This window comes from Terrabacter sp. 2YAF2 (assembly GCF_052114705.1).
Taxonomy (GTDB): Bacteria; Actinomycetota; Actinomycetes; order Actinomycetales; family Dermatophilaceae; genus Terrabacter.
Genome location: NZ_JBFRFG010000001.1, coordinates 102,155 through 126,604, shown reverse-complemented (window position 1 = coordinate 126,604; position 24,450 = coordinate 102,155). Strand labels below are relative to the sequence as shown.

Sequence of the window (24,450 nt, the reverse complement as noted above, 5' to 3'; positions counted from 1 at the left end):
GGTGTCAGCGCAGGAACGCGGCAGCGACGCCGGCGTCGACGGGGACGTGCAGGCCGGTGGTGTGGCTCAGCTCGTCGGACGTGAGGACCGCGGCGGCGTTGGCGACGTGCTCGGGGAGCACCTCGCGGCCGAGCAGGGTCCGCTTGGCGTAGTAGGCGCCGAGCTCCTCCTCGGGGACGCCGTAGACGGCGGCGCGCTTGGCCCCCCAGCCCGCCGCGAAGATGCCGCTGCCGCGCACGACGCCGTCCGGGTTGATCCCGTTGACCCGGATGCCGTGCTCGCCGAGCTCGGCCGCGAGCAGCCTGACCTGGTGGGCCTGGTCGGCCTTGACGGCGCTGTAGGCGATGTTGTTCGGGCCGGCGAAGACGGAGTTCTTCGACGAGATGTAGAGGATGTCGCCGCCGAGCCGCTGGGCGATCATCGCCCGCGCCGCGGCCTGGGCCATGAGGAAGCTGCCCTTGGCCATGACGTCGTGCTGGAGGTCCCAGTCGGCCTCGGTCGTGTCGAGCAGCGGCTTGCTGATGGAGAGGCCGGCGTTGTTGACGAGCAGGTCGATCCCGCCGAAGGCGAGCAGGGTGGCGTCGATGGCGGCCCGCACCTGCGCGGCGTCCGTGACGTCCGCCTGCACCCCGACCGCGACGTCGGCGCCCTTGGCTCCGGCGATCTCGGTCGCGGCGGCCTGCGCTTTGTCGAGGTCGAGGTCGGCGATGACGACGCACGCCCCCTCGGCAGCGAGCCGGGTCGCGATGGCCTTGCCGATGCCGCTCGCGGCGCCGGTGACGAGGGCGATGCGGCCGGCGTGGCTGCGCGGCTTGGGCATCCGCTGCAGCTTGGCCTCCTCGAGGGCCCAGTACTCGATGCGGAACTTCTCGGACTCGTCGATGGGCGCGTACGTCGAGACCGACTCGGCGCCGCGCATCACGTTGATGGCGTTGACGTAGAACTCGCCGGCGACGCGCGCGGTCTGCTTGTCCTTGCCGAAGGAGAACATCCCGACGCCGGGCACGAGGACGATCGCCGGGTCGGCGCCGCGCATCGCGGGGGAGTCGGGGCGTGCGTGGCGCTCGTAGTAGGCCGCGTAGTCCTCGCGGTATGCCGTGTGCAGGTCGGCGAGACGCTCGACGACCTCCTCGACCGTGGCAGCGGAGGGCAGGTCGATGACGAGAGGCTTGACCTTGGTCCGCAGGAAGTGGTCGGGGCACGAGGTGCCGAGCCCGGCGAGGTGGGCGAGCTTGTCGTGGCTGAGGAACTCGAGCACGACGTCGGCATCGGTGAAGTGACCCACCATCGTGCGGTCGTGGGAGGCGACGGCCCTGATGTGAGGGGCGAGGGCCGCCGCCTTGGCGCGACGCTCGGTGGGCGGCAGGGCGGCATACCCGGGGACTGCCCCGCCGAACGGCTCAGGGTCGCCGTGCTCGTCGAGGTGGGCTTGGGCCCTCTCGATGATCCACCGCGAGTTGGCCTCGGCCTCCTCGCTCGTGTCGCCCCAGGCCGTGATGCCGTGGCCGCCGAGCACCGTTCCGACGGCCTGCGGGTTCGCCGCCTGGATGGCGGCGATGTCGAGGCCGAGCTGGAAGCCCGGGCGGCGCCACGGCACCCAGACGACGCGGTCACCGAAGATCTCCTTGGTCAGCCGCTCGCCGTCCTTGGCCGTGGCGATGGCGATGCCGCTGTCGGGGTGCAGGTGGTCGACGTGGGGTGCGTCGACCAGTCCGTGCATCGCGGTGTCGATCGAGGGAGCCGCACCGCCCTTGCCGTGCAGGCAGTAGTCGAAGGCCGCGACCATCTCGTCCTCGCGGTCGATGCCGGGATAGACGTCCACGAGGCTGCGCATCCGGTCGAGACGGAGGACCGCGAGACCGGATTCGGTGAGGGTGCCGAGGTCGCCGCCCGAACCCTTGACCCACAGCAGGTCGACCTGCTCGCCCGTGACCGGGTCGGTCTCGGCGCCCTTGGCGGACGTGTTGCCACCGGCGTAGTTCGTGTTCCGGGGGTCGGCCCCGAGGCGGTTCGATCGGGCGAGCAGGTCGGCAACGGCAGCGTTGGTCATGGCGGTCTTCCTGGGTTCAGAGGTTTCTGGGGTTCATGGGGTGGCGGTGCTGGGGTGGCCGGTGGTGGGGCGCGGCGGTCAGGCGCCCCAGCCGGCCTGGGTGCCCCCGACGCGCTCGGCGACGATCTGGTCCTGGTAGCCGCTGGCGGCATACGCCCTCATCGGGTCCGCGGGCAGGCCCCGGCCGGCGCGCCAGTCGGCGAGGTCGGCGCGGACGTCGGTGTAGAACGCGTCCATGAGGACGGCGTTGCCTGCGAGCACGTCACCCGCCCGCTCGGCCTCGGCGAGGGCCTGGCGGTCGACGAGCAGCGCCCGGGCCGTCATCTCCTGGACGTTGAGGACCGACCGGATCTGGCCCGGCACCTTGTCCTCGACGTTGTGGCACTGGTCGAGCATGAAGGCGATGTCGCTGCCCTCGCCGTAGCCGCCGCCGCGGATGACCTCGTGGAGGATGCGGAAGAGCTGGAACGGGTCGGCCGCCCCGACGATGAGGTCGTCGTCGGCGTAGAAGCGGGAGTTGAAGTCGAAGGCGCCGAGGCGCCCCAGGCGCAGCAGCTGCATGACGATGAACTCGATGTTCGTGCCCGGTGCGTGATGGCCGGTGTCGAGGCACACGACCGCACGGTCGCCCAGGGCGAGGCACTGCGCGTAGGACGTGCCCCAGTCCGGCACGTCCGTCGCGTAGAAGGCCGGCTCGAAGAACTTGTACTCGAGGACGAGCCGCTGCTCGCCCGTGAGCCGGGCGTAGACCTGGGCGAGGGAGTCGGCCAGGCGGTCCTGCCGGTCGCGCAGGTCGCCCTGGCCCGGGTAGTTCGTGCCGTCCGGGAGCCAGATCTTGAGGTCCCGGCTGCCGGTCGCGTCCATGACGTCGATGCACTCGATCTGGTGCGCGATCGCCTTGGCGCGGATGCGCTCGTCGACGTGCGTGAGGCTGCCGAACTTGTAGTCGTCGTCCTGGAACGTGTTCGAGTTGATCGTGCCGAGCCGGACGCCCAGGTCGTCGGCGAACCGCGCGAGCTTGTCGTAGTCGTCGACGCGGTCCCACGGGATGTGCAGGGCCACGCTCGGGGCGAGGCCCGTGAAGCGGTGGACGGTCGCGGCGTCGGCGAGCTTCTCCTCGATGGTGCGCGGGGTGCCCTGCGTACCGAAGACCTTGAAGCGCGTGCCCGAGTTGCCGAAAGCCCAGGAAGGCAGCTCGATCGCCTGCTGGGCAAGCTGCCCCGCAATGTCACTGAATGTCGTCATTGGTCATCCCGTCATGGTGAATGGAGCCTCGGGCGCCATGTGTGAAGCGTTTCAGAAGAATGCTTCCGAGTAAAGCGCAAAGGTCTCGCGACGGTCAACCCCCGCACTGCCCAGTTCGAGTTGAGTGATGGAATCTGCCGCACGAGTGCTGAAAGTTTCAGCGAATCCGTTGACACGGCCACAGGGGGACCCTACCGTGGAGCGACCGAATGAAGCGATTCAAAATCGGTGACATCCAATCGCGGTTCCGCGCCCCAACGCTGTGGAGGTACCCCATGAAGAGTTCCCGTTCCAGGCTGACGATCGCCATGGTCGCCGCCCTCTCCCTCGTCCCACTCGCGGCCTGCTCGAGCTCCGGATCCGGCGGCTCGTCCGACGGCAAGACGGAGATCACGCTGCTCACCGACAATGCGGACACGACGGTCAAGCCCGCGGCAGCCGTCATCGCGGCGTTCGAGAAGGCCAACCCGACCATCACGGTCAAGACCCAGACCCGGCCGGGTGGCTCCGACGGTGACAACCTCGTCAAGACCAAGCTCTCGACCGGCGACATGGCCGACGTCTTCTGGTACAACTCCGGCTCGCTGCTCCAGGCGCTGAGCCCGGAGAAGACCCTCGTCGACCTGACGAACGACCCAGCCCTGAAGGACACCGACCCCTCGTTCCTGCCGGCGGTCACCCAGAAGGGCAAGGTCTACGGCGCTCCGTGGGGCACGGCCATGGGCGGCGGCATCCTCTACAACAAGGACGTCTACTCCAAGCTCGGACTGTCGGTGCCCAAGACCTGGGCGGAGTTCGAGTCGAACAGCGACAAGATCAAGGCCGCGGGGATCACGCCGGTGCTAGGCACCCTCAAGGACACCTTCACCTCGCAGCTGTACGTCCTCGGCGACTTTCACAACGTCGCCGCCTCGAACCCCAAGTGGGCGGAGGAGTACACGGCGAACAAGGTGAAGTATGCGACCGACCCGATCGCGGTCAAGGGCTTCGAGAAGGCGGCCGAACCCAAGGCGAAGGGCTGGCTCAACAGCAGCGCGGGCTCCTTGACCTTCGCCCAGGGGATCAAGCAACTGGCCCAGGGCAAGGCGGCGCAGTACCCCATGCTGACCTTCCCGGTCTCCTCGCTGTCTCCGGCCGACGCCGCCAAGATCGGTTTCTTCGGCATCCCCGGTGACGACGCCAGCACGAACGGCGCGACCATCTGGGAGCCGGGTGGCCAGTACATTCCCAAGTCGAGCAAGAACATCGAGGCCGCAAAGAAGTTCGTCGCCTTCGTGGCCTCGGTCCCGGGCACCGACGCCTTCTCCTCTGCACTCCCGCCGGCCGGTCCGTACCTCGTCAAGGGCTCCAAGCTGCCCGCCAATGCGCCCCCCGTCGCCGCAGACATGCAGGCCTACATCGACGCCAAGACCTCGACCCCGGCCCTGGAGTTCGTCTCCCCGGTCAAGGGCCCCTCGCTCGAGCAGATCATGGTCGCCGTCATGACCGGGCAGACGCCTCCCCAGGAAGGAGCGGCCCAGTACGACGCCGACGTGACGAAGCAGGCCAAGCAGCTGGGACTACCAGGATGGTGATCAGCTCGCGAGCTGACGAGGCTCGCGCGGCCGGCCCACACGGTGACGCCAAGGCCGGCCGGAAGGGTCAGCGGTCCACGGGCGTCCGCAGCCTCCGGGCGCAGACCTACCCTTACTGGTTCTACGCCCCCGCGGGCATCGTCTACGGGCTGATCTTCCTCGTCCCGACGGTCATCTCGTTCTACTTCGCCTTCACCCGTTGGACCCTGTTCGACTCGGAGTTCATCGGCCTCGACAACTTCCGCCAGTTCTTCTCCGAGCAGGCCCTGGTGAGCGGCCTGAAGAACACGCTCATCTATGCCGTCGTCACCAGCGGACTCAAGGTGGTGCTGGGGATGCTCCTCGCGGTGCTGCTCACCGGCCCGATCCGGTCGCGCGGCCTGATGCGCTCGGTCATCTTCTTCCCGGTGCTCGTCAGCACGGTCGCCGTCGGCATCACCTTCAGCGTCCTGCTCCAGCCCGACGTCGGTGTCGTCTCGGCCGTGCTGGCCAAGGTCGGCATCACCGCGCCGGACTGGCTCGGTGACCCGAGCACCGCGCTGCTCTCGGTCGCCCTTGTCGACGTCTGGAAGGGAGTCGGGCTCGCCACCCTCATCTACATTGCCGGCATCCTCGCGATCCCCAAGGACTACTACGAGGCCGTCGACGTCGACGGCGGCGGGGCCTGGACCAAGTTCCGCAACGTCACGGTTCCCCTCTCGCGCCCTGCGACGTTCACCGTCATCCTGCTCTCCCTCATCGGCGGCCTCCGGTCCTTCGACCTCATCTGGACCATGACCGGCGGCGGCCCCGGCTTCAGCAGCGACGTCATCGCCTCGATCATCTACAAGACCTACCAGGCGGGGTTCTTCGGCCTCTCGACCGCCGGCAACGTCGTCCTCTTCATCCTCGTGACGCTGATCATCTATCCGCTGTCGCGCTACTTCAACTCGCGGGAGGTGGAGTCATGAGAGCCGTTCGACGCACCTCGCTCGAGGTCGTGGCACTCGTCGTCGCCGCGGTCGTGTTCATAGTCCCCTTCATCTTCATGTTCCTCACGGCCTCGAAGAACGAGTCGGAGTCCGCGGACCTGACCTTCTCGCTGCCGACCGAGTGGACGGTCCTCGACAACGTCAAGGAGGTGTTTGCCGCACGCGACAGCATCCTCGTCACGGCGTTCCGGAACAGCATCATCCTCACCGTGGCATCGGTGACGATCCTCGTGGTGCTGTGCGCCATGGTGGGCTACGTCATCCAGAGACGACCCGGCCGCGCCGCGAACATCGCGAACCTCCTGGTGCTCTCCGGCCTGATCATCCCCCCGGCGGTCGTCCCGACCATCTGGGTGCTCCAGCAGATGCACCTCTTCAAGACCCTGCCGGGTCTGATACTCGTCGAGGTGGCCTTCAACATGTCGTTCTGCGTGCTGCTCTTCCGCGCCTTCGTCGCGGCCATCCCGCGCGAGCTCGACGAGGCCGCCATGATCGACGGGTGCACGGGCCTGGGGCTGTTCTTCCGGGTGATCTTCCCCTTGCTCCGTCCGGTCACGATCACCGTGATTCTCACGTCGTCGGTCTTCATCTTCAACGACTTCGTCAACCCGCTGTACTTCCTGCCCGGTGACGAGAACGCCACCGTGCAACTGACGCTCTACAACTTCCTGAGCCAGTTCAGCACGCAGTACAACCTGCTCTTCATGAACATCGTGCTCGTGACGATCCCGCCACTCGTCCTCTTCATCTTCTTCAATCGCAAGATCGTCGCGGGCATGACCTCCGGCGCCGTCAAGGGCTGACACCGACTTGCACGACCCTGCCGGTCGCATGGCCGGCCGGACGTCGCACCATCCTCCGAAAGGGAACCATGACCCACGTCTGGACCGCAGACCTCATCGCACCCGACCAGGACTTCGCCGGAGCCCCGTTGCTGCGCAAAGAGTTCGACCTCGCCGCGGGGCACGGCGACGTGGTCGCTGCCACCCTCCACGTCACGGCGCACGGCGTCGTCGAACCGAGCATCAACGGCGCGGCCGTCAGCGACGAGGTCCTCACTCCCGGGTGGAGCAGCTACGAGTGGCGCCTGCGTTACCGCTCCTACGACGTCACCCCCCTCGTGGCCGAGGTCTCGGTGCTCGGGCTCGCGCTCGGCAACGGCTGGTTCCGCGGCCGACTCGGCTGGAGCGGACGCGGCGCCTTCTACGGCTCCGAGCTCGCCGGCCTGGCGGAGCTCCACGTCGAGTTCACCGACGGTCACCGCCAGGTCGTCGGCACCGACACCACGTGGCAGGCGGGACCGTCCGCGACCACCGCGAACGACCTCTACGACGGCCAGACCATCGACGCCCGGCTCACCTCCACCGCGTGGACGGCTCCGGGTGCGGACCTGACCGGATGGGTCGGCGTCCACGCGGTGGAGCACGATGCCGGGCGACTTCAGCCCTACGTCGGCCCGCCGGTCCGTCGCCACGAGGTGCTGCACCCCGTGAAGGTGTGGACCTCGCCCGCCGGCGCCACGCTCGTCGACTTCGGTCAGAACCTCGTCGGCTGGCTGCGCTTCACCGTGCGGGGACCGGTCGGCACGGAGATCACCCTCCGGCACGCCGAGGTGCTCGAGCACGACGAGCTCGGCACCCGCCCGCTGCGTTCGGCGAAGGCGACGGACCGCTTCGTCCTCAGCGGGGGAGAGGACGTCTTCGAGCCCACCATGACCTTCCACGGCTTCCGCTACGCAGAGGTGACCGGCTGGCCCGGCGAGCTGACCCCCGACGCCATCGAGGCGGTCGTGGTGCACTCCGAGCTGCGGCGCACCGGCACCCTGGAGTGCTCCGACGAGCTGCTCAACCAGCTCCACCGCAACGTCGTCTGGGGCCTCAAGGGCAACTTCCTCGACGTGCCCACCGACTGTCCGCAGCGCGACGAGCGGCTGGGTTGGACCGGTGACATCGCCGCCTTCGCCCCGAGCGCCGCCTACCTCTACGACGTGTCGGGCTTCCTGGACAACTGGCTGGCCGACGTCGACCTCGAGCAGCAGCATGCCGACGGTCTCGTGCCCTTCGTCGTGCCCGACGTCCTCAAGTACGTCGACGCGCCGTCGGACTTCCCGGCGCCCGAGAGCACGGCCATCTGGAGCGACGCGGCAGCGTGGGTGCCGTGGGCCCTCTGGGAGGCGTATGGCGACCGCGAGGCGCTCGCGCGTCACTATCCCGCCATGACGGCCCACGCCCGGCGCGTCGAGGGGCTGCTCTCCGACACGGACCTGTGGGACACCGGCTTCCAGTTCGGCGACTGGCTCGACCCGCAGGCTCCGCCGGACGACCCGATCAAGGCCAAGGCCGACAACGGGGTCGTGGCGACCGCCTGCTACTACCGCACCCTGCGTCAGGTGTCCGCGGCGGCCGAGGTGCTCGACAGGACGGATGACGCAAGCTACTTCTCCGCGCTCGCGGACCGGGTCCACTCCGCCTTCGGCAAGCACTACGTCACGGACGGGGGGCGGATCACGAGCGACTGCGCGACCGTCTACGCCCTGGCGATCGAGTTCGGGCTGCTCGACGGCGCCGACCGGCAGGGGGCGGGAGACCGGCTCGCCGAGCTGGCCCGGGCGAACGGCTACCGGGTCTCCACCGGCTTCGCCGGGACGCCTTTCGTCACCGGGGCGCTCTCGTCGACCGGACACCTGGACGACGCCTACCGACTGTTGCTCGAGCGGGAGTGTCCCTCGTGGCTCTACCCCGTGACGATGGGCGCGACCACGGTGTGGGAGCGCTGGGACTCGATGCTGCCCGACGGCACGATCAACCCCGGCGAGATGACGAGCTTCAACCACTACGCCCTCGGAGCGGTGGCCGACTGGATGCACCGGACCATCGGCGGCATCGCCCCGCTCGCGCCCGGTTACGCGCGTGTGCTCGTCGAGCCGCAACCGGGTGGCGGGCTCACGTGGGCCCGTGGGGGTCTCGACACGCTGCACGGCCGGATCGAGACGTCGTGGTCGATCGACGGGAACCGGTTCCAGCTCGACGTCACCATCCCCGACGGTGTGGCCGCGACGGTCCGGGTGCCTGGCGAGGACGCAGTCGAGGTCGGCGCCGGCAAGCACCACTACGCGACGTCGCTGGCCTGAGGCAGATCCCATGACCGACGACGTCGACCTCGACGCCCGCATCGCACGCCTCGACCTCGAGAGCAAGGTCCGACTGCTGACCGGCGCGACCATGTTCACGCTCCACGACGAGGAGTCGATCGGACTCGGCTCCATGGCCTTCTCCGACGGGCCCACGGGGGTGCGCGGGCTGGAGTTCATCGGCGGAGACGAGGTGGCGCTGTTGCCCAACGCCACCCTCATCGCCTCCGCCTGGGACGAGGACCTGGCACACGAGGTGGGCCAGGTCCTCGCAGAAGAGGCCCAGCGCCAGCGCATCCACGTCGTGCTCGGGCCGACCATCAACCTGCACCGATCGCCCCTAGGGGGCCGTCTCTTCGAGGCGTACTCGGAGGACCCACTCCTCACGGGACGGCTCGCGGCGGCATACGTGAACGGCCTGCAGGGCAACGGGGTCGGCGCCTGTCTCAAGCACCTCGTGGCCAACGAGGCCGAGACGGAACGGCACACGGTCAACAGCGTCGTCGACGAGGCGACGTTGCGCGAGCTCTACCTGCTGCCGTTCGAGATCGCCGTCGAGGACGCGCATCCCTGGTCGATCATGGCGGCGTACAACGACGTCAACGGCGTGCCGGCCACCGAGCAGGATGCCGTCAACAACGACATCGTCAAGGGGGAGTGGGGCTGGGACGGCCTGCTCATGTCCGACTGGTTCGCCACGAGATCGGCAGGTCCGGCAGCCAACGGCGGACTCGACCTGGTCATGCCGGGACCCGAGGGGCCTTGGGGGAGAGCGCTCGTCGCCGCTGTCAAGGACGGTGAGGTGGCGGAGGCCGTCGTGGACGACCATCTCCGTCGGCTGCTGCGACTGGCCGACCGGGTCGGCGCGCTCGACGGGGCCGTCACCTGGCCAACGGGCCGCCCCGGCCCCGCTGACCCGACGCGCCGTGCGCAGCTCGAGCGCATCGCCGCGCGGGGCATGACGGTCGTGCGCAACGACGGAAGCCTCCCTCTGAACCCGGATGCCAGGGTGGCGCTCATCGGGCGGCACGCGACGCAGACCGTCGACATGGGCGGTGGTTCGGCCCAGGTGCGGCCCCCGCACCAGGTGAGCATCGCCGAAGGGCTGTCCGCGCGGCTCGACGGCGTCGTGGTCGTCGACGGGGTGGAGGTCCGCTCGCGTCCCGTGGCGGCGGACCTCGACGCCGTCAGCGACCCCCACGACGGTCGGGCCGGCATCCACTTCACCGCGACGGACTCTGACGGTGCCGTCCTGGCCGACCGGCACGTCGACGACACGACGGTCTCGTTCGGCGTCGACGACGGGCTGCCGGAGCTGCCTGCGGTCATCCGGCTCGAGGCGACGGTCGGGGGAAGCGGCCCTCGGTCGATCGGGGTCGTGGGCGTCGGTTCGTGGACGCTGCGGATCGACGGTGCCAGTCATGACGTCGAGCTCGGTCTCGCGAGCGGCGACGTCGCAGAGGCGCTCCTCACCCCGCCCGGCTGGACGACGGTCGTCGAGTCCGACAGCCCGGTCCGGCTGGTGGCCGAGCGCCGGTCCAGCGGGGTGTCGTTCGGCAGGCTCTCGGTCGTCGGGGGCCCGGCACCGCGCCCCGTGGCCGACGTCCTGCGCGACGCATCCGCTGCGGCATCGGCGGCCGACGTGGCGGTGGTCGTCGTGGGGCTGACCGACGAGCAGGAGACCGAAGCCGCTGACAAGGAGACGCTGGCTCTCCCGGGTCACCAGGACGAGCTCGTCTCGGCGGTCGCCGCGACCGCGCGCCGGACGGTCGTCGTCGTCAACGCGGCCACCCCGGTGCTCATGCCGTGGTTCGACGAGGTCGACGCCGTTCTCGTCGCCGGCATCCCGGGGCAGGAGGGCGGTCACGCCGTGGCCTCGGCCCTGCTCGGGGTCATCGAGCCGTCAGGTCGTCTCGTCACGTCCTTCCCCGCGGCAGACGGGGCTTCTCCCGCGTGGGACGTCGTCCCGGTGGACGGGGTGCTGAGGTATGCCGAGGGGTCCTTCATGGGGTATCGCGGCCATCACGCGGGGCGTGCTCCGGAGCCGGCGCTGTGGTTCGGTCACGGGCTCGGCTACGGCTCCTGGGACTACGCCGACGTCGCGGTGTCGACCGGCGCCGGGCCGGGCGCCGGGCCGGGCGACGGGCCGGGCTCCGACGGCGCGGTGGTCGTCACGGCGTCCGTCACGAACACCTCGGACCGTCCCTCCCGCGAGGTCGTCCAGGTCTACCTCGAGCCCGACGACGTGGAGCAGCCGGTGCGCCTCGTCGGCTGGTCCGGTGTCCACGTCGGTGCGGGGGCGACCGCCACCGTGTCGGTGGACTGTGACGCCCGGATGTGGCGTCGCTGGGACGCTGCGACGCGGGGGTGGGCCCACCTCGAGGGCGGTGCGACCCTTCTCGTCGCCCGGGGGCTCGGAGACGTGCGTGCCCGGCTCCCGCTGGGCTGAGTGGGGTGCGTGGCCTCCCTCGGAGGTCGCGCACCCCCCGCTCATCACTTCTGGTTGTGCCGGACTGACCCCACGAGGGGCGTATCGGACCTATCGTGATGATCAGGACTAATCCCCCTGCGACGGTGGTCGTGATCCAGGGGTAGGCGCAGGTGAGGGGACAGGGTTGCGCGACGGCGCGGTGCGGGAGGTGCTGGCTCTTCGGCGGCTCACCGAGCTGATGAACCGGGTCAGCGCCCAGGACGACCTCTCGATCGTCTTCGACATGGTCGTCGACGGCGCGGCCGACGTCGTCGGCTTCAAGGTGGCCGCGATCAGCCTCGTCACGCCCTCGGGTGACGTCGAGGTCGTGGCCGTCGCGGGTGACGACGACGCCCGCGCCGAGCTGCTCGGTCGGCGGACCCCGCGGGCCAGCCTCGAGGCGGAGTTCGCGGTGGCCGAGCGGTGGGGGAGCCTGCGCTTCGTCCCGGCGGGCGAGCTGCCCGACGGGTCCGCGGAGGGCTGGGTGTCGTCGGACTGGACCGCTCCGGCGCCTGTCGGCGCCCTCGATGCCTGGAACCCCGAGGACACCCTCATCGCCCCGTTCTTCGACGCGGTCGGCGAGCTGCTCGGCATCCTCTCCGTCGACCTCCCGCTCAGTGGCTGCCGCCCCGACCTGACGCAGCGGGCCGTCCTCGAGCTCTTCGCGAACCAGACCGGCATCGCCATCTCGGCGGCTCGACAGCGGCACGCCCTCTCGGAGCGCGTGCGTCTCGCCGAGGCGGTCCAGACGGTGGCCCGCATCGCCCAGGAGGACCTCGACCCTGCCCGGGTCGTCGACGTCGCCGCCGTCCCCATCTCGGCCGGTCTCGCGGCGGCGGGCCTGTGGTTGCGGGCGTTCGCCGGCGAGGACGATGACGAGCGCGAGAGCGTGTCGGCGCGCAGCGGCCGGCCGGTCCGCACGCCCGTCACGCTCGTCGCGATCGCACGGGAGATGGCGGCCAGCTGCTGGCGCGCCGGCGTCGTCGCCGTCGTCGGGACCGATCACGTGGAGCCCGTGTCGATGTGGGCCGGTGACGACGTGGCGCGGGTGCGCACCTTCCTGACCGATGCCGGGGCGCGCTCGCTGCTCCTGGCGCCGATGGGCTCGGGGTCGAGCTGTTTCGGCTACATCGCCTGCACGCGCGGACCGGGTGACCCGGACTGGACCGACGCCGAGGCGCAGGCCGCGCTCGAGATGGGCCGTGACCTCGGGCGGGCCATCCGCAACGCCCGGCTGTATGCCGTCGAGCGGCGGGTCGCCGTGGAGCTGCGCGAGGCGGACCGCAACAAGACGCAGCTCTTCTCGACCGTGTCGCACGAGCTGAAGAACCCGCTCGCCTCGATCGTCGGTCACGTCGAGCTGCTGCGCCACGAGCCCGACGGCAACCGCGACTGGTCGCTCGGAGTCATCGAACGCAACACCGAGCGCCTGCAGCGCCTGGTCGACGACCTGCTCACGCTCTCGCGGGTCAGCGACCCCGACCGGCCCATGCCCGAGGCCGACGTGGATCTCGGCGAGGTCTCGCGCGACGTCGTCGACATGTTCCGACCGCGCGCCGACACCCAGCGAATCCGTCTGACCTTCGACCTGCAGGACCGGCTGCCGCCCGTGCGGGGCAGCGCGGGTGACCTCGAGCGCGTCGTGCAGAACCTCGTGAGCAACGCGGTGAAGTTCACCCCCGCGGGCGGGAAGGTGGCGGTCTCGGTGGGACGTCGCCGCGACCGTGTCGTGCTCGAGTGCACGGACGACGGGTTCGGCATCTCGCACGAGGACCAGGCGCGACTCTTCACCGAGTTCTTCCGCGGCACCAACCCGGAGACGCTCCAGGTGCCCGGCACGGGCCTTGGTCTCAGCATCGCGCAGCGTGTCGCGGCTCGGCACGGCGGCAGGATCGACATCGACTCCGAGCCGGGCCGCGGGACGAGTGTCAGGCTCCTGCTCCCGGCTCACTGAGCCCGCCGCGCCGGCGACCGGGGCGTCAGGACGCGTGTGTCCGTGGGCGGCTCGCGAGCTGAGGGGTCACCGAGCGTCGACGCAGCAGGAGGACGCCGCCGACGACGATGCACACGACCTCGGAGATGGCGGCCGCCCAGACGGAACCGCCCGACCAGACGGTGTGCACCCCGAGCAGACCGACCGTCGAGGCGATGACGAAGGCCCCCAGGGTCGCGGCCCCGAAACCGGCGGTGAGGAAGGCCGGCACCCAGTGGTCCCACCGCAGCAGGAGGGTGGCGATGACGATGCCGGCGACGACGTTCACGAGGAACATCGGGCCCACGGTCTGGTGGCGCACCCCGTCGAACCACAGGTAGAGGTGCACTCCTGCGGAGACGAGCAACGCCGCCGCTCCCACGACTCGGAGTCTCATGACAACGCTCCTGTCTCCCGGGTCGCGCCGCGCCGCCCCAGCGACGTCGCGGTGTTGGACTCCCTTCCCCTGAAGACGACCCCGGCTGTCGAGGGGTTCAGCCGCCCGCGCTGCGGCTGTAGGCCGTGAGGAAGCGGTCCCGGAAACGGTCCATGGGCCACACGGGCGCACCGGGGCCTGGCCGCAGGCCGTCCTCCCAGCCCCACGCGGTGATGTGGTCGAACACGGCTGGGTCGCGGGCGATGATGCTGACGGGCACCTCGTGGCTGGCGTGGTCGCCGGAGACGATGCTGATGGGCTGGTGGTCCCCGAGCATCAGGACGACGAGGTTGTCGTCGTGGGTGGCGCGGAGGAACGACACGACGCTGTCGAGCGAGTACGCCACCGTCTGGCCGTATGCCGTCCGCACCCCGGCGGCGGTCCTCCACACGACGTCCCGGGACGTTGCCGTCCGCGCCTGGTCGAGGAAGAGCGAGCCGTCGCCGATCCCGGCCCAGTCGACGAGCTGGGGGTGTGGGGCCCACGGGGCGTGGCTCGTCACCAGGTCGATCTCGGCCATGAGGGGCTGGCGACGGCCGGTCGGCCGGGGGTCGAGCTCGAGGCGGTCGAAGGCCGAGAGCGTGTACTGGTCGGGCACGGGGGCGTAGCCGAAGCTGGCACCGGCATAGCCGAGGGTGCGGGAGTCGTAGATCTTGTCGTAGCCGTAGAAGGCCTGTCCCTCGGGCCAGTCCTGGTGGTTGGCCGGGACGACGTCGACCGTCCGCCAGCCGGCCCCGTGGAAGGCCCGCGCCAGGGTGAGGCGCCGGGCGTCCGTCGACGCCGTGGCCAGCAGCTGGTCGTAGCGCAGCTGGCTGTTCACCCACAGGCCGGACTGCAGGCTCGAGTGGGCGAGCCAGCTGATCCCGCCGAACGTGGGGGAGGTGAGCCAGGCACTGCGCGAGGAGTAGCCGGAGTCGCCCAGCCCGGTCGTGGCTGCTTGCAGGGCTGTCGCGACCTCGGGGCTCTGGTCGACGGCGACCCGACCGTAGCTCTCGACGAAGACGACGAGCACGTCCTTGCCCCGCAGGGCTGTCAGCAGGTCCGCTGGCGGGGTTGCGTGGAACGGGTCGGCACGGATCGCGGCGGCGAAGACGGCCCGGTCGTGCAGCCCGTCCCGGACCGAGGTGACCTCCTGCGTGGCCACCGCCACCGCGGACGAGGACGCCACCGGCAGGTCTGCGGACAGTCGCACCCCGAAGGAGGCGCACAGCACCCAGACGCCGGTGGCGGCCGCCACCGTGCGCAGCGCGCCCGCACGGTGCCGTCGAACGAGTCGCCCGAGCCGTCCGACGGCCAGGGGTGTGAGCACGAGCAGGCCCAGGAGGAGCCCCACGGCCCCGACCACGGCCAGGACCGCCGTCGTCGCGCCGGCCGAGGACCCGACCAGGTCCTTGGCGGACCCCGCGTAGTGCCAGTCGACGAGTGGGTTGAACGGGCGGCGCAGCACCGCGAGGAAGGTGGCGTCGAGGATCCTGACGACGAGGAGCAGCCCGAGGACCACCCCGACGACGACGGCGAACCACCGTGCGGCTGCACCGCGCAGCCCGAGGAGGGCGGCGACGAGGACGATGCCCTCGGCGGGCACGCGGACCAGCGTGAGCGGCGTCAGGGACCAGCCGAGGACCGGCCCCGGCGCGACGAGGGCGACCCACACGAGCAGGGCGGCGGCGACCGTGAGTGCTGCCCCCAGGGTGGCCCGGACGATCGCGCGCCAGGACGCGCCGCCTCTCGGCGCGGTCACGACAGCCCGCTGGCAGCGACGATCTCGGCACCGTCGGCGGCCTTGCGCGGCTGCAAGGCCGGCCAGGTCGTCGTGCGTTCATCGGCCGGCATCGCCCGCAGGGGCTGGTGACGCCTCGCCACGACCTCGGTGCCGAACGAGGCCACGAGCAGGGCGAGACCCGCACCGACGGCCAGCGTGGCGACGGGTGCGGGCAGCACGTCCGCAACGGCCACCGTGAGGGCGATGCCCTGGTAGGCCGCGACGACCTTGCGCCACCGTCGCGGCGGGAGCTGGGCCCGCCGCCACGGCGTCGAGCGGCCGGCGACGGTGGCGAGCAGGAGGACGTAGCGAGCGACCCCGATGCCGAGCACCCACCAGCCCAACAGCGGTGCGACCTGCACGCTGAGCACGAGGATGAGGAAGGCGTCGATCTCCATGTCGAAGCGTGCCCCCAACGGGTGCACGGTCCCGGTTCGTCGCGCGATCCGACCGTCCACGGCGTCGAGGGCGAGGGCGACCGACGCCAGGACGACGAGCACGGCCGTCGGAGCCGGGTGGCCCGTGCTGTCGACGGCGGTCCGGGCGACGAGGGCTGCGACCCCACAGGCGAGCACCGCCCGCGCGAGGGTGACGCGGTCGGCCGGCGAGAGGTGACGTCGCGAGGCGTGCAGGAGCGCGGCGGTGAGCAGCAGGACCACGGTGGCCGCGCAGGCGAGGCCGGTGACCCAGCCGGCGACCCCGAGACCGCCACCTGCAGTCAGCTCCAGTGCGGTGAGCAGCACTGGCACACCGAAGAGCCCGACGAGCGGGCCGGAAGGGATGACCTGATGCACCGCGGTCCACCTCACCGAGAAGGGGTTTGACCCAAGGACGTCGTCGACGCCGCGGGAGTTCACGGGCGATCTAGTCTGGTCGCGTGTCCACCGATGCACGGGCGTTCTGGGTGGTCGAGCCCGGCAGGGGCGAGATCCGGCCGGCTGTCGTGCCCACGCCCCGTGCGGGGGAGGTGCTCGTGCGTGCTCTGCACTCGGGGGTGAGCCGCGGCACCGAGACGATCGTCTTCCGCGGCGCCGTGCCCGAGGACCAGTACAGCGTCATGCGCGCCCCGCACCAGGAGGGTGACTTCCCCGCCCCGGTGAAGTACGGCTACCTCGGGGTCGGCGTCGTCGATGAGGGGCCGTCGGAGCTCGTGGGACGGACGGTCTTCTGCCTGCACCCGCACCAGACGGCATACGTCGTCCCCGTCGAGTCGGTGGTCGTCGTCCCCGACGAGGTGCCGGCGAGACGGGCCGTGCTCGCGGGCACGGTCGAGACGGCCGTCAACGCGCTCTGGGACGCGGCGCCACGGGTCGGTGACCGGGTCGCCGTCGTGGGTGCGGGGATGGTGGGGTGCTGCGTCGCCCGCCTCCTCGCCGGGATCCCCGGATCCCGGGTGACGCTCGTCGACGTGGACCCGGCCCGAGCCGACGTGGCCGCCCGGCTCGGCGTCGGCTTCGCGCGGCCGGACGCCCTCGCGGCCTCCCGAGGCGACTTCGACCTCGTCGTCCACACGAGCGCCACGGGAGCCGGCCTGCAGCTCTCGCTCGACCTGCTCGCTCCGGAGGCGACGGTGCTCGACCTCAGCTGGTACGGCGACGCGAAGGTCGAGCTGTCGCTCGGTGGGTCGTTCCACTCGTCGCGACTGCGCATCCGGGCGAGCCAGGTGGGTTCCGTTGCAGCAGCGCGGCGTTCGCGCTACACGTATGCGCAGCGGCTGGCGCTCGCGGTCGACCTGCTGCGCGACCCGGCCTTCGACGCACTGCTCACCGGGGACTCCCCGTTCGAGGACCTGCCCGACGTCATGCCCCGTCTCGCGGACGGCTCCCTGCCGGCCATCTGCCACACCATCACCTACCGACCCACCCACTGAAGCGGGGAGCCGATGTTCAGCGTGACCGTCCGGGACCACATGATGATCGCCCACAGCTTCCGGGGGGAGGTCTTCGGCCCCGCCCAGCGGCTGCACGGCGCCACCTTCGTCGTCGACGTGACCTTCCGGGGTCCGGAGCTCGACGTGGACGACATCCTCGTCGACATCGGACTGGCCACGCAGCACGTCCACGAGGTCGTCGGCGCCCTCAGCTACCGCAACCTCGACGACGAGCCGGCCTTCGAAGGCGTCAACACCTCGACGGAGGTGCTGGCGCGCACCGTCGCCGACCGGGTCGCCGAACGCGTGCGGGCCGGGGACCTCGGCGGTGCCGGCGACCGGGTGACCGCGCTGGTCGTCACCCTCCACGAGTCGCACGTCGCGTGGGCGAGCTACGAGTGCGACCTCTGAGCGAGCTCCACGCCGTCGTGCCCGCCGGGATCGACGACGCCGCCCTCGTGAGCGGGGGGAACGTGTATGACCGACGCGTCCTCGACGGGCTCCGTGCGACCGGGCGGGTCGTCGCCGAGCACGCCGTGGCCGGTTCGTGGCCACGTCCCGATGGCGCCGCGCTCGCGCGTCTGGCCGCCGTCGTCGCCACCGTGCCCCCGCGCGGCCTGCTTCTCCTCGACGGCCTCGTGGCGTCCTGTGCCAACAGCGTCCTCGTGCCTGCAGCGGCGGCCGGGTTGCGTGTCGTCGTCCTCGTCCACCTGCCGATCGGGCTGGCCGATCCCCTTGCGGCAGAGGGCGAGCGGCGCGTCCTCACGGCGGCATCGGCCGTCGTCACGACGAGCGACTGGGCCCGCGACGTGCTGCTCGACGCCTACGCCCTCGCTCCGGACGGAGTGCACGTGGCGAGACCGGGGGTCGACCGTGCACCGTCGTCGGTGCGCACCGCCGACGGGACTCGGCTGCTGTGTGTCGCCGCGATCACCGGGCTGAAGGGGCACGCCGACCTGGTCGCGGCGCTCGCGCTCGTGGCCGACCTGCCGTGGTCGTGCGTCGTGGCCGGTGCGCTGGACCGGGACCCCGCCGTCGTCGCCGCGCTCCGGGGCCGGCTCTCGCAGGAGGGGCTCACCGATCGCGTGCACCTCGTCGGCGCCCTGCACGGCACCGACCTCGAGGGGGCGTATGCCGCCGCCGACCTCCTCGTGCTGCCCTCCCACGTCGAGACGTACGGGATGGTCGTGACCGAGGCGCTCGCGCATGGTCTGCCGGTGGTCGCGACCGCCGTCGGGGGTCTGCCCGAGGCCCTGGGTGAGGTTCCGGGCGAGGCTCTGGATGGGACCGACGACGGGCGGCCTGGGCTGCTCGTGCCGCCCGGTCGTCCCGACGAGCTCGCCGACGCCCTCCGGTCCTGGCTGACGGACGGGGGCCTGCGTGAGCGGCTGCGGCGGCGGGCGCTGCATCGACGTCTCCAGCTGTCTCCGTGGTCACGGACCGTGGAGGATGTCTCGGCCGTCCTCAGTGGCGCGGGAGACCTCTGAACCCGATCGGTGCGACCGGCGTCGTCACCATCAAGGGTGTTGCCGCAGAAGGGGCGGAGGAGATGCAGCGCGACCGTTCGTGGCTCGGCCCCCTCGCGGGGCTCATGATCGTCGCCCTCCTCGTCCGGCGCCTCGGCGCCGGCGCCTTCGTCGATGCCCTGCGCCATCTCGACGCCTGGTCGGTCGCCGCTGGAGCCGCCATCGCCGTGCTGACCACCGTGTGCGGCGCGTGGCGCTGGGTCCTCGTCGCCCGGGGGCTCGGGGCGCAGCTGTCCCTGCGCTCGGCCGTCGCCGAGTCCTACCGGTCGCAGTTCCTCAACGTGACCCTCCCCGGTGGGATGCTGGGTGACGTGCATCGAGGAATGCGGCACGGTCGCGGCGGCGGAGACCTCGGGCTCGGGCTGCGCTCGGTCGTGTGGGAGCGCTCCGCGGGTCAGGTGGTCCTCGCCGTCCTGACCGCGGGTGTCCTGCTCCTGGCACCAGGACCCGTGTCCGCCCTCTTCCCACCCGGATCGCCCGCCGCGACAGCCCTGGCCGGGCTGTCCGTCGTCGCGGGGGTGCTCGTCGCGGCCCTGACCGTCGTCGCGGTCCACGGGCGCCGGCACGGTTCGGCCAACGGCGTCGTACGCGTGGTGCGCGCGGCGGGAGCGGACGTGCGCGCCGGGCTGCTGGGACGGCATACGTGGCCGGGCGTCCTGGCGGGCTCCACTGTCGTCGTGGCCGGCCACGCGGCGACCTTCATCGTGGCGGCCCGCGCCGCCGGGGTCACCGCACCCGTCACCCAGCTGCTGCCGCTGGCGCTCATCGTGCTCGTCGCGATGGGACTGCCCCTCAACGTCGCCGGATGGGGGCCCCGCGAGGGAGCCGCGGCCTGGGCCTTCGGGGCCGCCGGCCTCGGTGCCGCAGGGGGCGTCGGCACCGCCGTGGCCTACGGGGTCATGGTCCTCGTCGCGAGCCTGCCGGGCGCGGCGGTGCTCGCCGTCGCACGTCGCGAGCGACGGCGGGCAGGCCGCGCGACTTCGGCGGACGGGGCCGCCCGTGGCTGACCGTCCCTACACCCTGCTCAGCTGCAGCATGTCGATCGACGGCTACCTCAGCGCCGGGACCGCGACCCGGCTGCTGCTCTCCAACGAGGCCGACTTCGACCGGGTCGACGCGGAACGGGCCGCGAGCGACGCGATCCTCGTCGGCGCCGTGACGATCCGCCGGGACGACCCGCGACTGCTCGTCCGGTCGCCCGAGCGTCGGGTCGCCCGGGTGGCGCGAGGCCTCTCCCCGTCACCGGTGAAGGTGACGGTCACGCGCGACGCCGACTTGGACTGTGCCGCAGCCTTTTTCGCGGCCGGCGACGCGGACAAGCTGGTCTACTGCCCGAGTGACGCCGTGCCCGGCGTGCGCGGTCGCCTCGGCGCGGTGGCCACCGTCGTCGACGCCGGCCGGCCCCTGACGCTGCGCCGGGTCAGCGAGGACCTCGGTGAGCGCGGGGTGCGCCGGCTCATGGTCGAGGGTGGCGGATCCGTCCACACCCAGATGCTGACCGAGGACCTCGCCGACGAGCTGCAGCTCGTCGTCGCGCCCTTCTTCGTCGGGGACTCGGCGGCCTGCCGGTTCGTCGGCGACGGGCGCTACCCCTGGAACCCGGACCGGCGCGCGACGCTCGTCGAGACGCGCCAGATCGGGGACGTCGTGCTGCTGCGGTACGCCCTGTCCTCGCGTTTCCGGGAGGATGCATGACCGCCGAGAGCGCGGGGACGCCGGGACCGGGGCTGGCCCCGGCGCGCATCCGCACCCACGTGCTCGTGCCGATGGCCTTCGCGGACGGCTTCGAGACGACGGCACGGGTCTACACCTTCGACGGGCTCGCCGACGGCCGTGAGCACCTGGCGCTCGGGCTCGGCACCTGCGCCGCCCCGCCGGACCCGGCAGGACGTCGCGCCGGGCCGACGCCGACGCGCCTGCACAGCGAGTGCCTGACCGGCGACGTCTTCGGCAGCCGTCGCTGCGACTGCGGCGCCCAGCTGCGCGAGTCCCTCGAGCGACTCGACACCTCAGGGGGATTCCTGCTCTACCTCCGGCAGGAGGGGCGCGGCATCGGCCTCTATCCCAAGCTCGACGCCTACGTGCTCCAGGACCACGGGCTCGACACCTACGAGGCGAACGTCGCCCTCGGCTACGGCGAGGACGAGCGGGACTACACGGTCGCCGCCCAGATGCTCGGGGCGCTCGGGATCAGCCGGGTCGCCCTGCACAGCAACAACCCCGACAAGGCCGAGCAGCTGCGGCGGCTCGGGGTCACGGTGGCCGACCGCGTGCCCACGGGCGTGCACCTGTCCGACTCCAACGCCCACTACCTCGCCACGAAGGTGCAGCGCGGCGCGCACACCCTCGACCTGTCCGCCGACGGCCCGTAGGCCTCGGACGGTTGACAGGACATTCCGGGCGCTTCAGACTGCCCAATGGCTCGGTGGCCTTGTGGCCTAGCCAATTATTCGCCGCCGTCCACGCGGTCGGGTCAACTGAGAGAGGCTCCCATGTCGCACAGCTCCGAGCTCGTCCTGGAACAGGACCAGAGGGTGAGCCCCGGTCGTCCCGGACCGTTGCACCGCTTCACCGACCTGTCCGTCCGGTACGTCGAGAAGTGGATGCCCGACCCCTACCTCTTCGCCGTCATCCTGACCGTCGTCGTCGTGGCCCTGATCTTCGCCTTCGTGCCGGGCGCGAGCCTCGGGGGCGTCGTCGACGGCTGGTACAAGGGTGTCTGGGGCGAGGGCAACATCTTCACCTTCGCCATGCAGATGATCCTCATCCTCGTCGGCGGCTACACGCTGGCCGAGGCTCCGCTCGTCAAGCGCGGCCTGCAGTGGCTGGCCAGCAAGCCGAGGAACCAGGCCCAGGGCGGCCTGCTCTGCTTCGGCGTCGCCGCCCTCGCCTGCGTCGTCAACTGGGGCCTCGGACTCGTCGTCGGTGCCCTGCTCGCGCGCCAGGTGTTCGCGCGGCTCCGGACCGTCAACTTCGCCTACCTCGTCGCGGCGGGCTACATGGGCTACATGGTGTGGACCTCCGGTCTGTCCAGCTCCATCGCCCTCGCCAACACCGACAAGACGAGCAAGCTCAACATCATCTGGACCCAGACCCACCAGCTCGTGCCGCTCAGCGACACGATCTTCCGGCCCTACAGCTTCGTGCCGATGCTCGTGCTGGCCGGCGTGATCGGCCTGCTCGTGCACCGCATGTCGCCGCTGCCGCAAGAGACGACCGAGCAGGCGGACGTGGACCGTGACGCGCTGCTGGCGCTCGACCAGGCGCCAGAGACCCGCCCGGCCGGCCCCCAGACGTTCGCCGAGCGCCTCGAGAACCTCTGGGTCCTCAACGTCCTCGTCTTCGTGGCCGGCCTCGCCTACTTCGTGCGGAGCGGCTTCGCCCTCAACATCGGCTCGATGGTCATGCTCTTCTTCATCCTCGGTGCGCTCGTCCACTGGACGCCCATGCGTTTCATCCGGGCGTTCACGGAGGCCGCCAAGACGGCAGGTCCGCTCCTGCTGCAGTACCCCCTCTACGGCGGCATCATCGGGCTGCTCGGCTACGCCCCGCACTCCGGCGTCCACCCGCTCCAGACGGTCATCGCCTCGGCCATCGTGTCCCACGCGACGTACTACACGCTGCCGCTGCTGAACTACATCGCCTCGGTCGTGATCTCGCTGTTCGTCCCGTCCGGCGGCGGCCACTGGGGCGTCCAGGGTCCGGTCGCCGTCAGTGCGGCCGTCCAGCTGGGTCAGGCGTCCCCGGCCTACCTCGGCAAGATCTCGATGTCGGTGGCCAACGGCGAGGCGGTCGCCAACATGATCCAGCCGTTCTGGCTGCTGCCGGTCCTCGCGATCGCCAAGCTCAACATCCGCCGGGTCATGGGCTTCACCGTGGTCGCCTTCGTCGTCGGGTTCGTCGTCCTCGGCATCGGCAGCCTTCTCATGCCGCTCCTGCCATGAGCGAGCAGGCTCGGCTCGTCGAGCACTCGGCACTCGAGCTCTCGGGCCTCATCCACCGGCGCGAGGTGTCGTGCGTCGAGGTGATGGCCGCACACCTGGCGCAGATCGAGCGGTACAACCCGGTGCTGGGTGCCATCGTCGCGCTCCGCGACGGGGACGAGCTGCTGGCCGAGGCGCGCCAGCGCGACGACGAGCTGGCGGCGGGTCGCAGCCGCGGCTGGATGCACGGCTTCCCGCACGCCGTCAAGGACCTGGCGGCGGCCAAGGGGTTGCCCCACACGTCGGGATCACGGATCTTCGCGGACCGCGTCGCCGAGGCCGACGACGTGGTCGTCGCCCGCATCCGTGCAGCCGGCGCGATCATCATCGGCAAGACCAACACCCCCGAGTTCGGCCTCGGCTCCCAGACGTACAACGAGGTGTGGGGCACGACCGCGAACCCCTACGACCCCTCCCGCACGGCGGGCGGCAGCAGCGGCGGCGGCGCCGCCGCGCTGGCCGCCCGGATGGTCCCGGTCGCGGACGGGTCCGACAACATGGGTTCGCTGCGCAACCCGCCCGCCTTCAACCACGTGGTCGGGCTCCGTCCCTCGTGGGGCCGGGTCCCGGAGCCGGGCTTCATCCCCTACGGCAGCGTCAACGGTCCGATGGCACGCACCGTGGCCGACGTCGCCCAGCTGCTGTCGACGATGGCTGGACCCGACGCCGGCGCGCCGCTCTGCATCGACGAGGACCCGGCGTCCTTGTCGGCCGACCTCGTCCGGGACTGGGCCGGCACGCGGATCGCGTGGGTCGGGGACTGGGACGGCTACCTCCCTACCGAGCCCGGGGTGCTCGAGCTGTGCGAGTCGGCTCTCGCCACGTTCGAGAGGCTCGGCTGCGAGGTCGAGCCGGTGCTGCCGGCATACGCCCCGCAGGACATCTGGGAGTCCTACCTCGCGTGGCGCTCGTGGGGAAACCTGCGCTACGCGGACCTCTACGAGGACCCGGCCACGCGGGCGCTGATGAAGCCCGAGCTGGTCTGGGAGATCGAGTACGGCCTCCGCCTCACCGCCCTCGACCTGACGCGGGCGGCCGCCGCTCGAGACGCCTGGTATGCCGCTCTGGCAGGGATGTTCGAGCGTTACGACTTCGTCGTGGCGCCGAGCGCGCAGGTGTTCCCGTTCGACAAGGCGGTGCACTGGCCGCGGGAGATCGCCGGTCGCCCCATGGACACCTACCACCGGTGGATGGAGACCGTCGTCCCGTGGACGATGTCCGGGCACCCGGTGGCGGCGGTCCCCGCCGGCTTCGACAGGCGCGGGCTGCCGACCGGGATCCAGCTCATCGGCAGGCGCCATGACGACCACGGCGTCCTCCAGCTCGCCCACGCGTACGAGACGGCGAGCCCCGTCGTGGACGGCACCCTGCCGCCGCTGTTGACGGGCGAGCCGGGCGGGCACTGAGCCCGGCGCGCGGCAGTCCGCGGGCCGGGCGCGTCCCGGCCCGCGGGTTTCTCGG

At 71.3% G+C, this 24,450-nt stretch carries 19 protein-coding genes; 14 read left to right on the top strand and 5 right to left on the bottom strand.

Features of this window, described 5'->3' with window-relative positions; genetic code table 11:
- Positions 1-4: 4 nt before the first annotated feature.
- Positions 5-2,050, bottom strand: a complete 2,046-nt coding sequence (locus AB4030_RS00610) for a bifunctional aldolase/short-chain dehydrogenase (RefSeq protein ID WP_442277231.1) — start codon at positions 2,048-2,050, stop codon at positions 5-7.
- A gap of 78 nt (positions 2,051-2,128) precedes the next feature.
- Positions 2,129-3,295 carry an L-rhamnose isomerase gene (gene rhaI, locus AB4030_RS00605; RefSeq protein ID WP_442277230.1) on the bottom strand — a complete coding sequence of 389 codons (1,167 nt, stop codon included), beginning with the start codon at positions 3,293-3,295 and terminating at the stop codon, positions 2,129-2,131.
- Positions 3,296-3,570: 275 nt separating this feature from the next.
- On the opposite strand from rhaI, the gene AB4030_RS00600 reads away from it, so the two are divergent.
- The 6 genes from AB4030_RS00600 to AB4030_RS00575 all read left to right on the top strand — a co-directional run bounded on the left by AB4030_RS00600 (position 3,571) and on the right by AB4030_RS00575 (position 13,394).
- A complete protein-coding gene (locus AB4030_RS00600; RefSeq protein ID WP_442277229.1) occupies positions 3,571-4,869 on the top strand; it encodes an ABC transporter substrate-binding protein in 1,299 nt (432 codons plus the stop codon).
- Complete coding sequence (locus AB4030_RS00595) at positions 4,863-5,819, top strand: carbohydrate ABC transporter permease (RefSeq protein WP_442277228.1); 957 nt, start codon at positions 4,863-4,865, stop codon at positions 5,817-5,819. The genes AB4030_RS00600 and AB4030_RS00595 overlap by 7 nt, the downstream gene beginning before the upstream one ends.
- Positions 5,816-6,643 carry a carbohydrate ABC transporter permease gene (locus AB4030_RS00590; protein ID WP_442277227.1) on the top strand — a complete coding sequence of 276 codons (828 nt, stop codon included), beginning with the start codon at positions 5,816-5,818 and terminating at the stop codon, positions 6,641-6,643. The genes AB4030_RS00595 and AB4030_RS00590 overlap by 4 nt, the downstream gene beginning before the upstream one ends.
- A 68-nt stretch (positions 6,644-6,711) precedes the next feature.
- Positions 6,712-8,970, top strand: coding sequence for a family 78 glycoside hydrolase catalytic domain (locus AB4030_RS00585; RefSeq protein WP_442277226.1), 2,259 nt, complete (start codon positions 6,712-6,714; stop codon positions 8,968-8,970).
- A gap of 10 nt (positions 8,971-8,980) precedes the next feature.
- On the top strand, positions 8,981-11,419 hold the full coding sequence (locus tag AB4030_RS00580; protein ID WP_442277225.1) for a beta-glucosidase: 2,439 nt from the start codon (positions 8,981-8,983) through the stop codon (positions 11,417-11,419).
- Positions 11,420-11,585: 166 nt separating this feature from the next.
- Positions 11,586-13,394 carry a sensor histidine kinase gene (locus tag AB4030_RS00575; RefSeq protein WP_442277224.1) on the top strand — a complete coding sequence of 603 codons (1,809 nt, stop codon included), beginning with the start codon at positions 11,586-11,588 and terminating at the stop codon, positions 13,392-13,394.
- A gap of 25 nt (positions 13,395-13,419) precedes the next feature.
- Here AB4030_RS00575 and AB4030_RS00570 read toward each other — a convergent pair whose 3' ends face one another.
- The 3 genes from AB4030_RS00570 to AB4030_RS00560 form a co-directional block, all read right to left on the bottom strand.
- Entirely contained in the window at positions 13,420-13,809 is a 390-nt protein-coding gene (locus tag AB4030_RS00570; RefSeq protein WP_442277223.1) for a hypothetical protein, read from the bottom strand.
- A 97-nt stretch (positions 13,810-13,906) separates the two neighbouring features.
- Positions 13,907-15,589 (bottom strand): CDP-alcohol phosphatidyltransferase, encoded by a 1,683-nt coding sequence (locus AB4030_RS00565; protein ID WP_442277222.1) that lies wholly within the window; start codon positions 15,587-15,589, stop codon positions 13,907-13,909.
- The gene (locus AB4030_RS00560; protein ID WP_442277221.1) at positions 15,586-16,404 is read right to left on the bottom strand and encodes a CDP-alcohol phosphatidyltransferase family protein; all 819 of its coding nucleotides are present in this window, start codon (positions 16,402-16,404) and stop codon (positions 15,586-15,588) included. The genes AB4030_RS00565 and AB4030_RS00560 overlap by 4 nt, the downstream gene beginning before the upstream one ends.
- Before the next feature lie 83 nt (positions 16,405-16,487).
- On the opposite strand from AB4030_RS00560, the gene AB4030_RS00555 reads away from it, so the two are divergent.
- The 8 genes from AB4030_RS00555 to AB4030_RS00520 all read left to right on the top strand — a co-directional run bounded on the left by AB4030_RS00555 (position 16,488) and on the right by AB4030_RS00520 (position 24,395).
- Positions 16,488-17,480: a zinc-dependent alcohol dehydrogenase gene (locus AB4030_RS00555; protein WP_442277220.1), complete on the top strand. Its 993-nt coding sequence runs from the start codon at positions 16,488-16,490 to the stop codon at positions 17,478-17,480.
- 12 nt (positions 17,481-17,492) lie between these two features.
- Positions 17,493-17,891, top strand: coding sequence for a 6-pyruvoyl trahydropterin synthase family protein (locus tag AB4030_RS00550; protein WP_442277219.1), 399 nt, complete (start codon positions 17,493-17,495; stop codon positions 17,889-17,891).
- A complete protein-coding gene (locus AB4030_RS00545) occupies positions 17,879-18,967 on the top strand; it encodes a glycosyltransferase family 4 protein (RefSeq protein ID WP_442277218.1) in 1,089 nt (362 codons plus the stop codon). Before AB4030_RS00550 ends, AB4030_RS00545 begins: the two co-directional genes overlap by 13 nt.
- 62 nt (positions 18,968-19,029) lie before the next feature.
- Positions 19,030-20,013, top strand: coding sequence for a lysylphosphatidylglycerol synthase transmembrane domain-containing protein (locus AB4030_RS00540; RefSeq protein ID WP_442277217.1), 984 nt, complete (start codon positions 19,030-19,032; stop codon positions 20,011-20,013).
- Positions 20,006-20,701, top strand: a complete 696-nt coding sequence (locus AB4030_RS00535) for a RibD family protein (RefSeq protein ID WP_442277216.1) — start codon at positions 20,006-20,008, stop codon at positions 20,699-20,701. Before AB4030_RS00540 ends, AB4030_RS00535 begins: the two co-directional genes overlap by 8 nt.
- On the top strand, positions 20,698-21,378 hold the full coding sequence (locus AB4030_RS00530; protein ID WP_442277215.1) for a GTP cyclohydrolase II: 681 nt from the start codon (positions 20,698-20,700) through the stop codon (positions 21,376-21,378). Before AB4030_RS00535 ends, AB4030_RS00530 begins: the two co-directional genes overlap by 4 nt.
- A gap of 120 nt (positions 21,379-21,498) precedes the next feature.
- The gene (locus AB4030_RS00525) at positions 21,499-22,950 is read left to right on the top strand and encodes a TIGR00366 family protein (protein ID WP_442277214.1); all 1,452 of its coding nucleotides are present in this window, start codon (positions 21,499-21,501) and stop codon (positions 22,948-22,950) included.
- A complete protein-coding gene (locus AB4030_RS00520) occupies positions 22,947-24,395 on the top strand; it encodes an amidase (RefSeq protein WP_442277213.1) in 1,449 nt (482 codons plus the stop codon). The genes AB4030_RS00525 and AB4030_RS00520 overlap by 4 nt, the downstream gene beginning before the upstream one ends.
- Positions 24,396-24,450 lie beyond the last annotated feature (55 nt).

Coding starts and splice junctions, on each gene's coding strand:
- rhaI (WP_442277230.1), bottom strand. CDS start 3,295: ATGACGACATTCAGTGACATTGCGGGGCAGCTTGCCCAGCAGGCGATC.
- AB4030_RS00580 (WP_442277225.1), top strand. CDS start 8,981: ATGACCGACGACGTCGACCTCGACGCCCGCATCGCACGCCTCGACCTC.
- AB4030_RS00520 (WP_442277213.1), top strand. CDS start 22,947: ATGAGCGAGCAGGCTCGGCTCGTCGAGCACTCGGCACTCGAGCTCTCG.
- AB4030_RS00530 (WP_442277215.1), top strand. CDS start 20,698: ATGACCGCCGAGAGCGCGGGGACGCCGGGACCGGGGCTGGCCCCGGCG.
- AB4030_RS00610 (WP_442277231.1), bottom strand. CDS start 2,050: ATGACCAACGCTGCCGTTGCCGACCTGCTCGCCCGATCGAACCGCCTC.
- AB4030_RS00595 (WP_442277228.1), top strand. CDS start 4,863: ATGGTGATCAGCTCGCGAGCTGACGAGGCTCGCGCGGCCGGCCCACAC.
- AB4030_RS00540 (WP_442277217.1), top strand. CDS start 19,030: ATGCAGCGCGACCGTTCGTGGCTCGGCCCCCTCGCGGGGCTCATGATC.
- AB4030_RS00550 (WP_442277219.1), top strand. CDS start 17,493: ATGTTCAGCGTGACCGTCCGGGACCACATGATGATCGCCCACAGCTTC.
- AB4030_RS00585 (WP_442277226.1), top strand. CDS start 6,712: ATGACCCACGTCTGGACCGCAGACCTCATCGCACCCGACCAGGACTTC.
- AB4030_RS00600 (WP_442277229.1), top strand. CDS start 3,571: ATGAAGAGTTCCCGTTCCAGGCTGACGATCGCCATGGTCGCCGCCCTC.
- AB4030_RS00525 (WP_442277214.1), top strand. CDS start 21,499: ATGTCGCACAGCTCCGAGCTCGTCCTGGAACAGGACCAGAGGGTGAGC.
- AB4030_RS00590 (WP_442277227.1), top strand. CDS start 5,816: ATGAGAGCCGTTCGACGCACCTCGCTCGAGGTCGTGGCACTCGTCGTC.
- AB4030_RS00570 (WP_442277223.1), bottom strand. CDS start 13,809: ATGAGACTCCGAGTCGTGGGAGCGGCGGCGTTGCTCGTCTCCGCAGGA.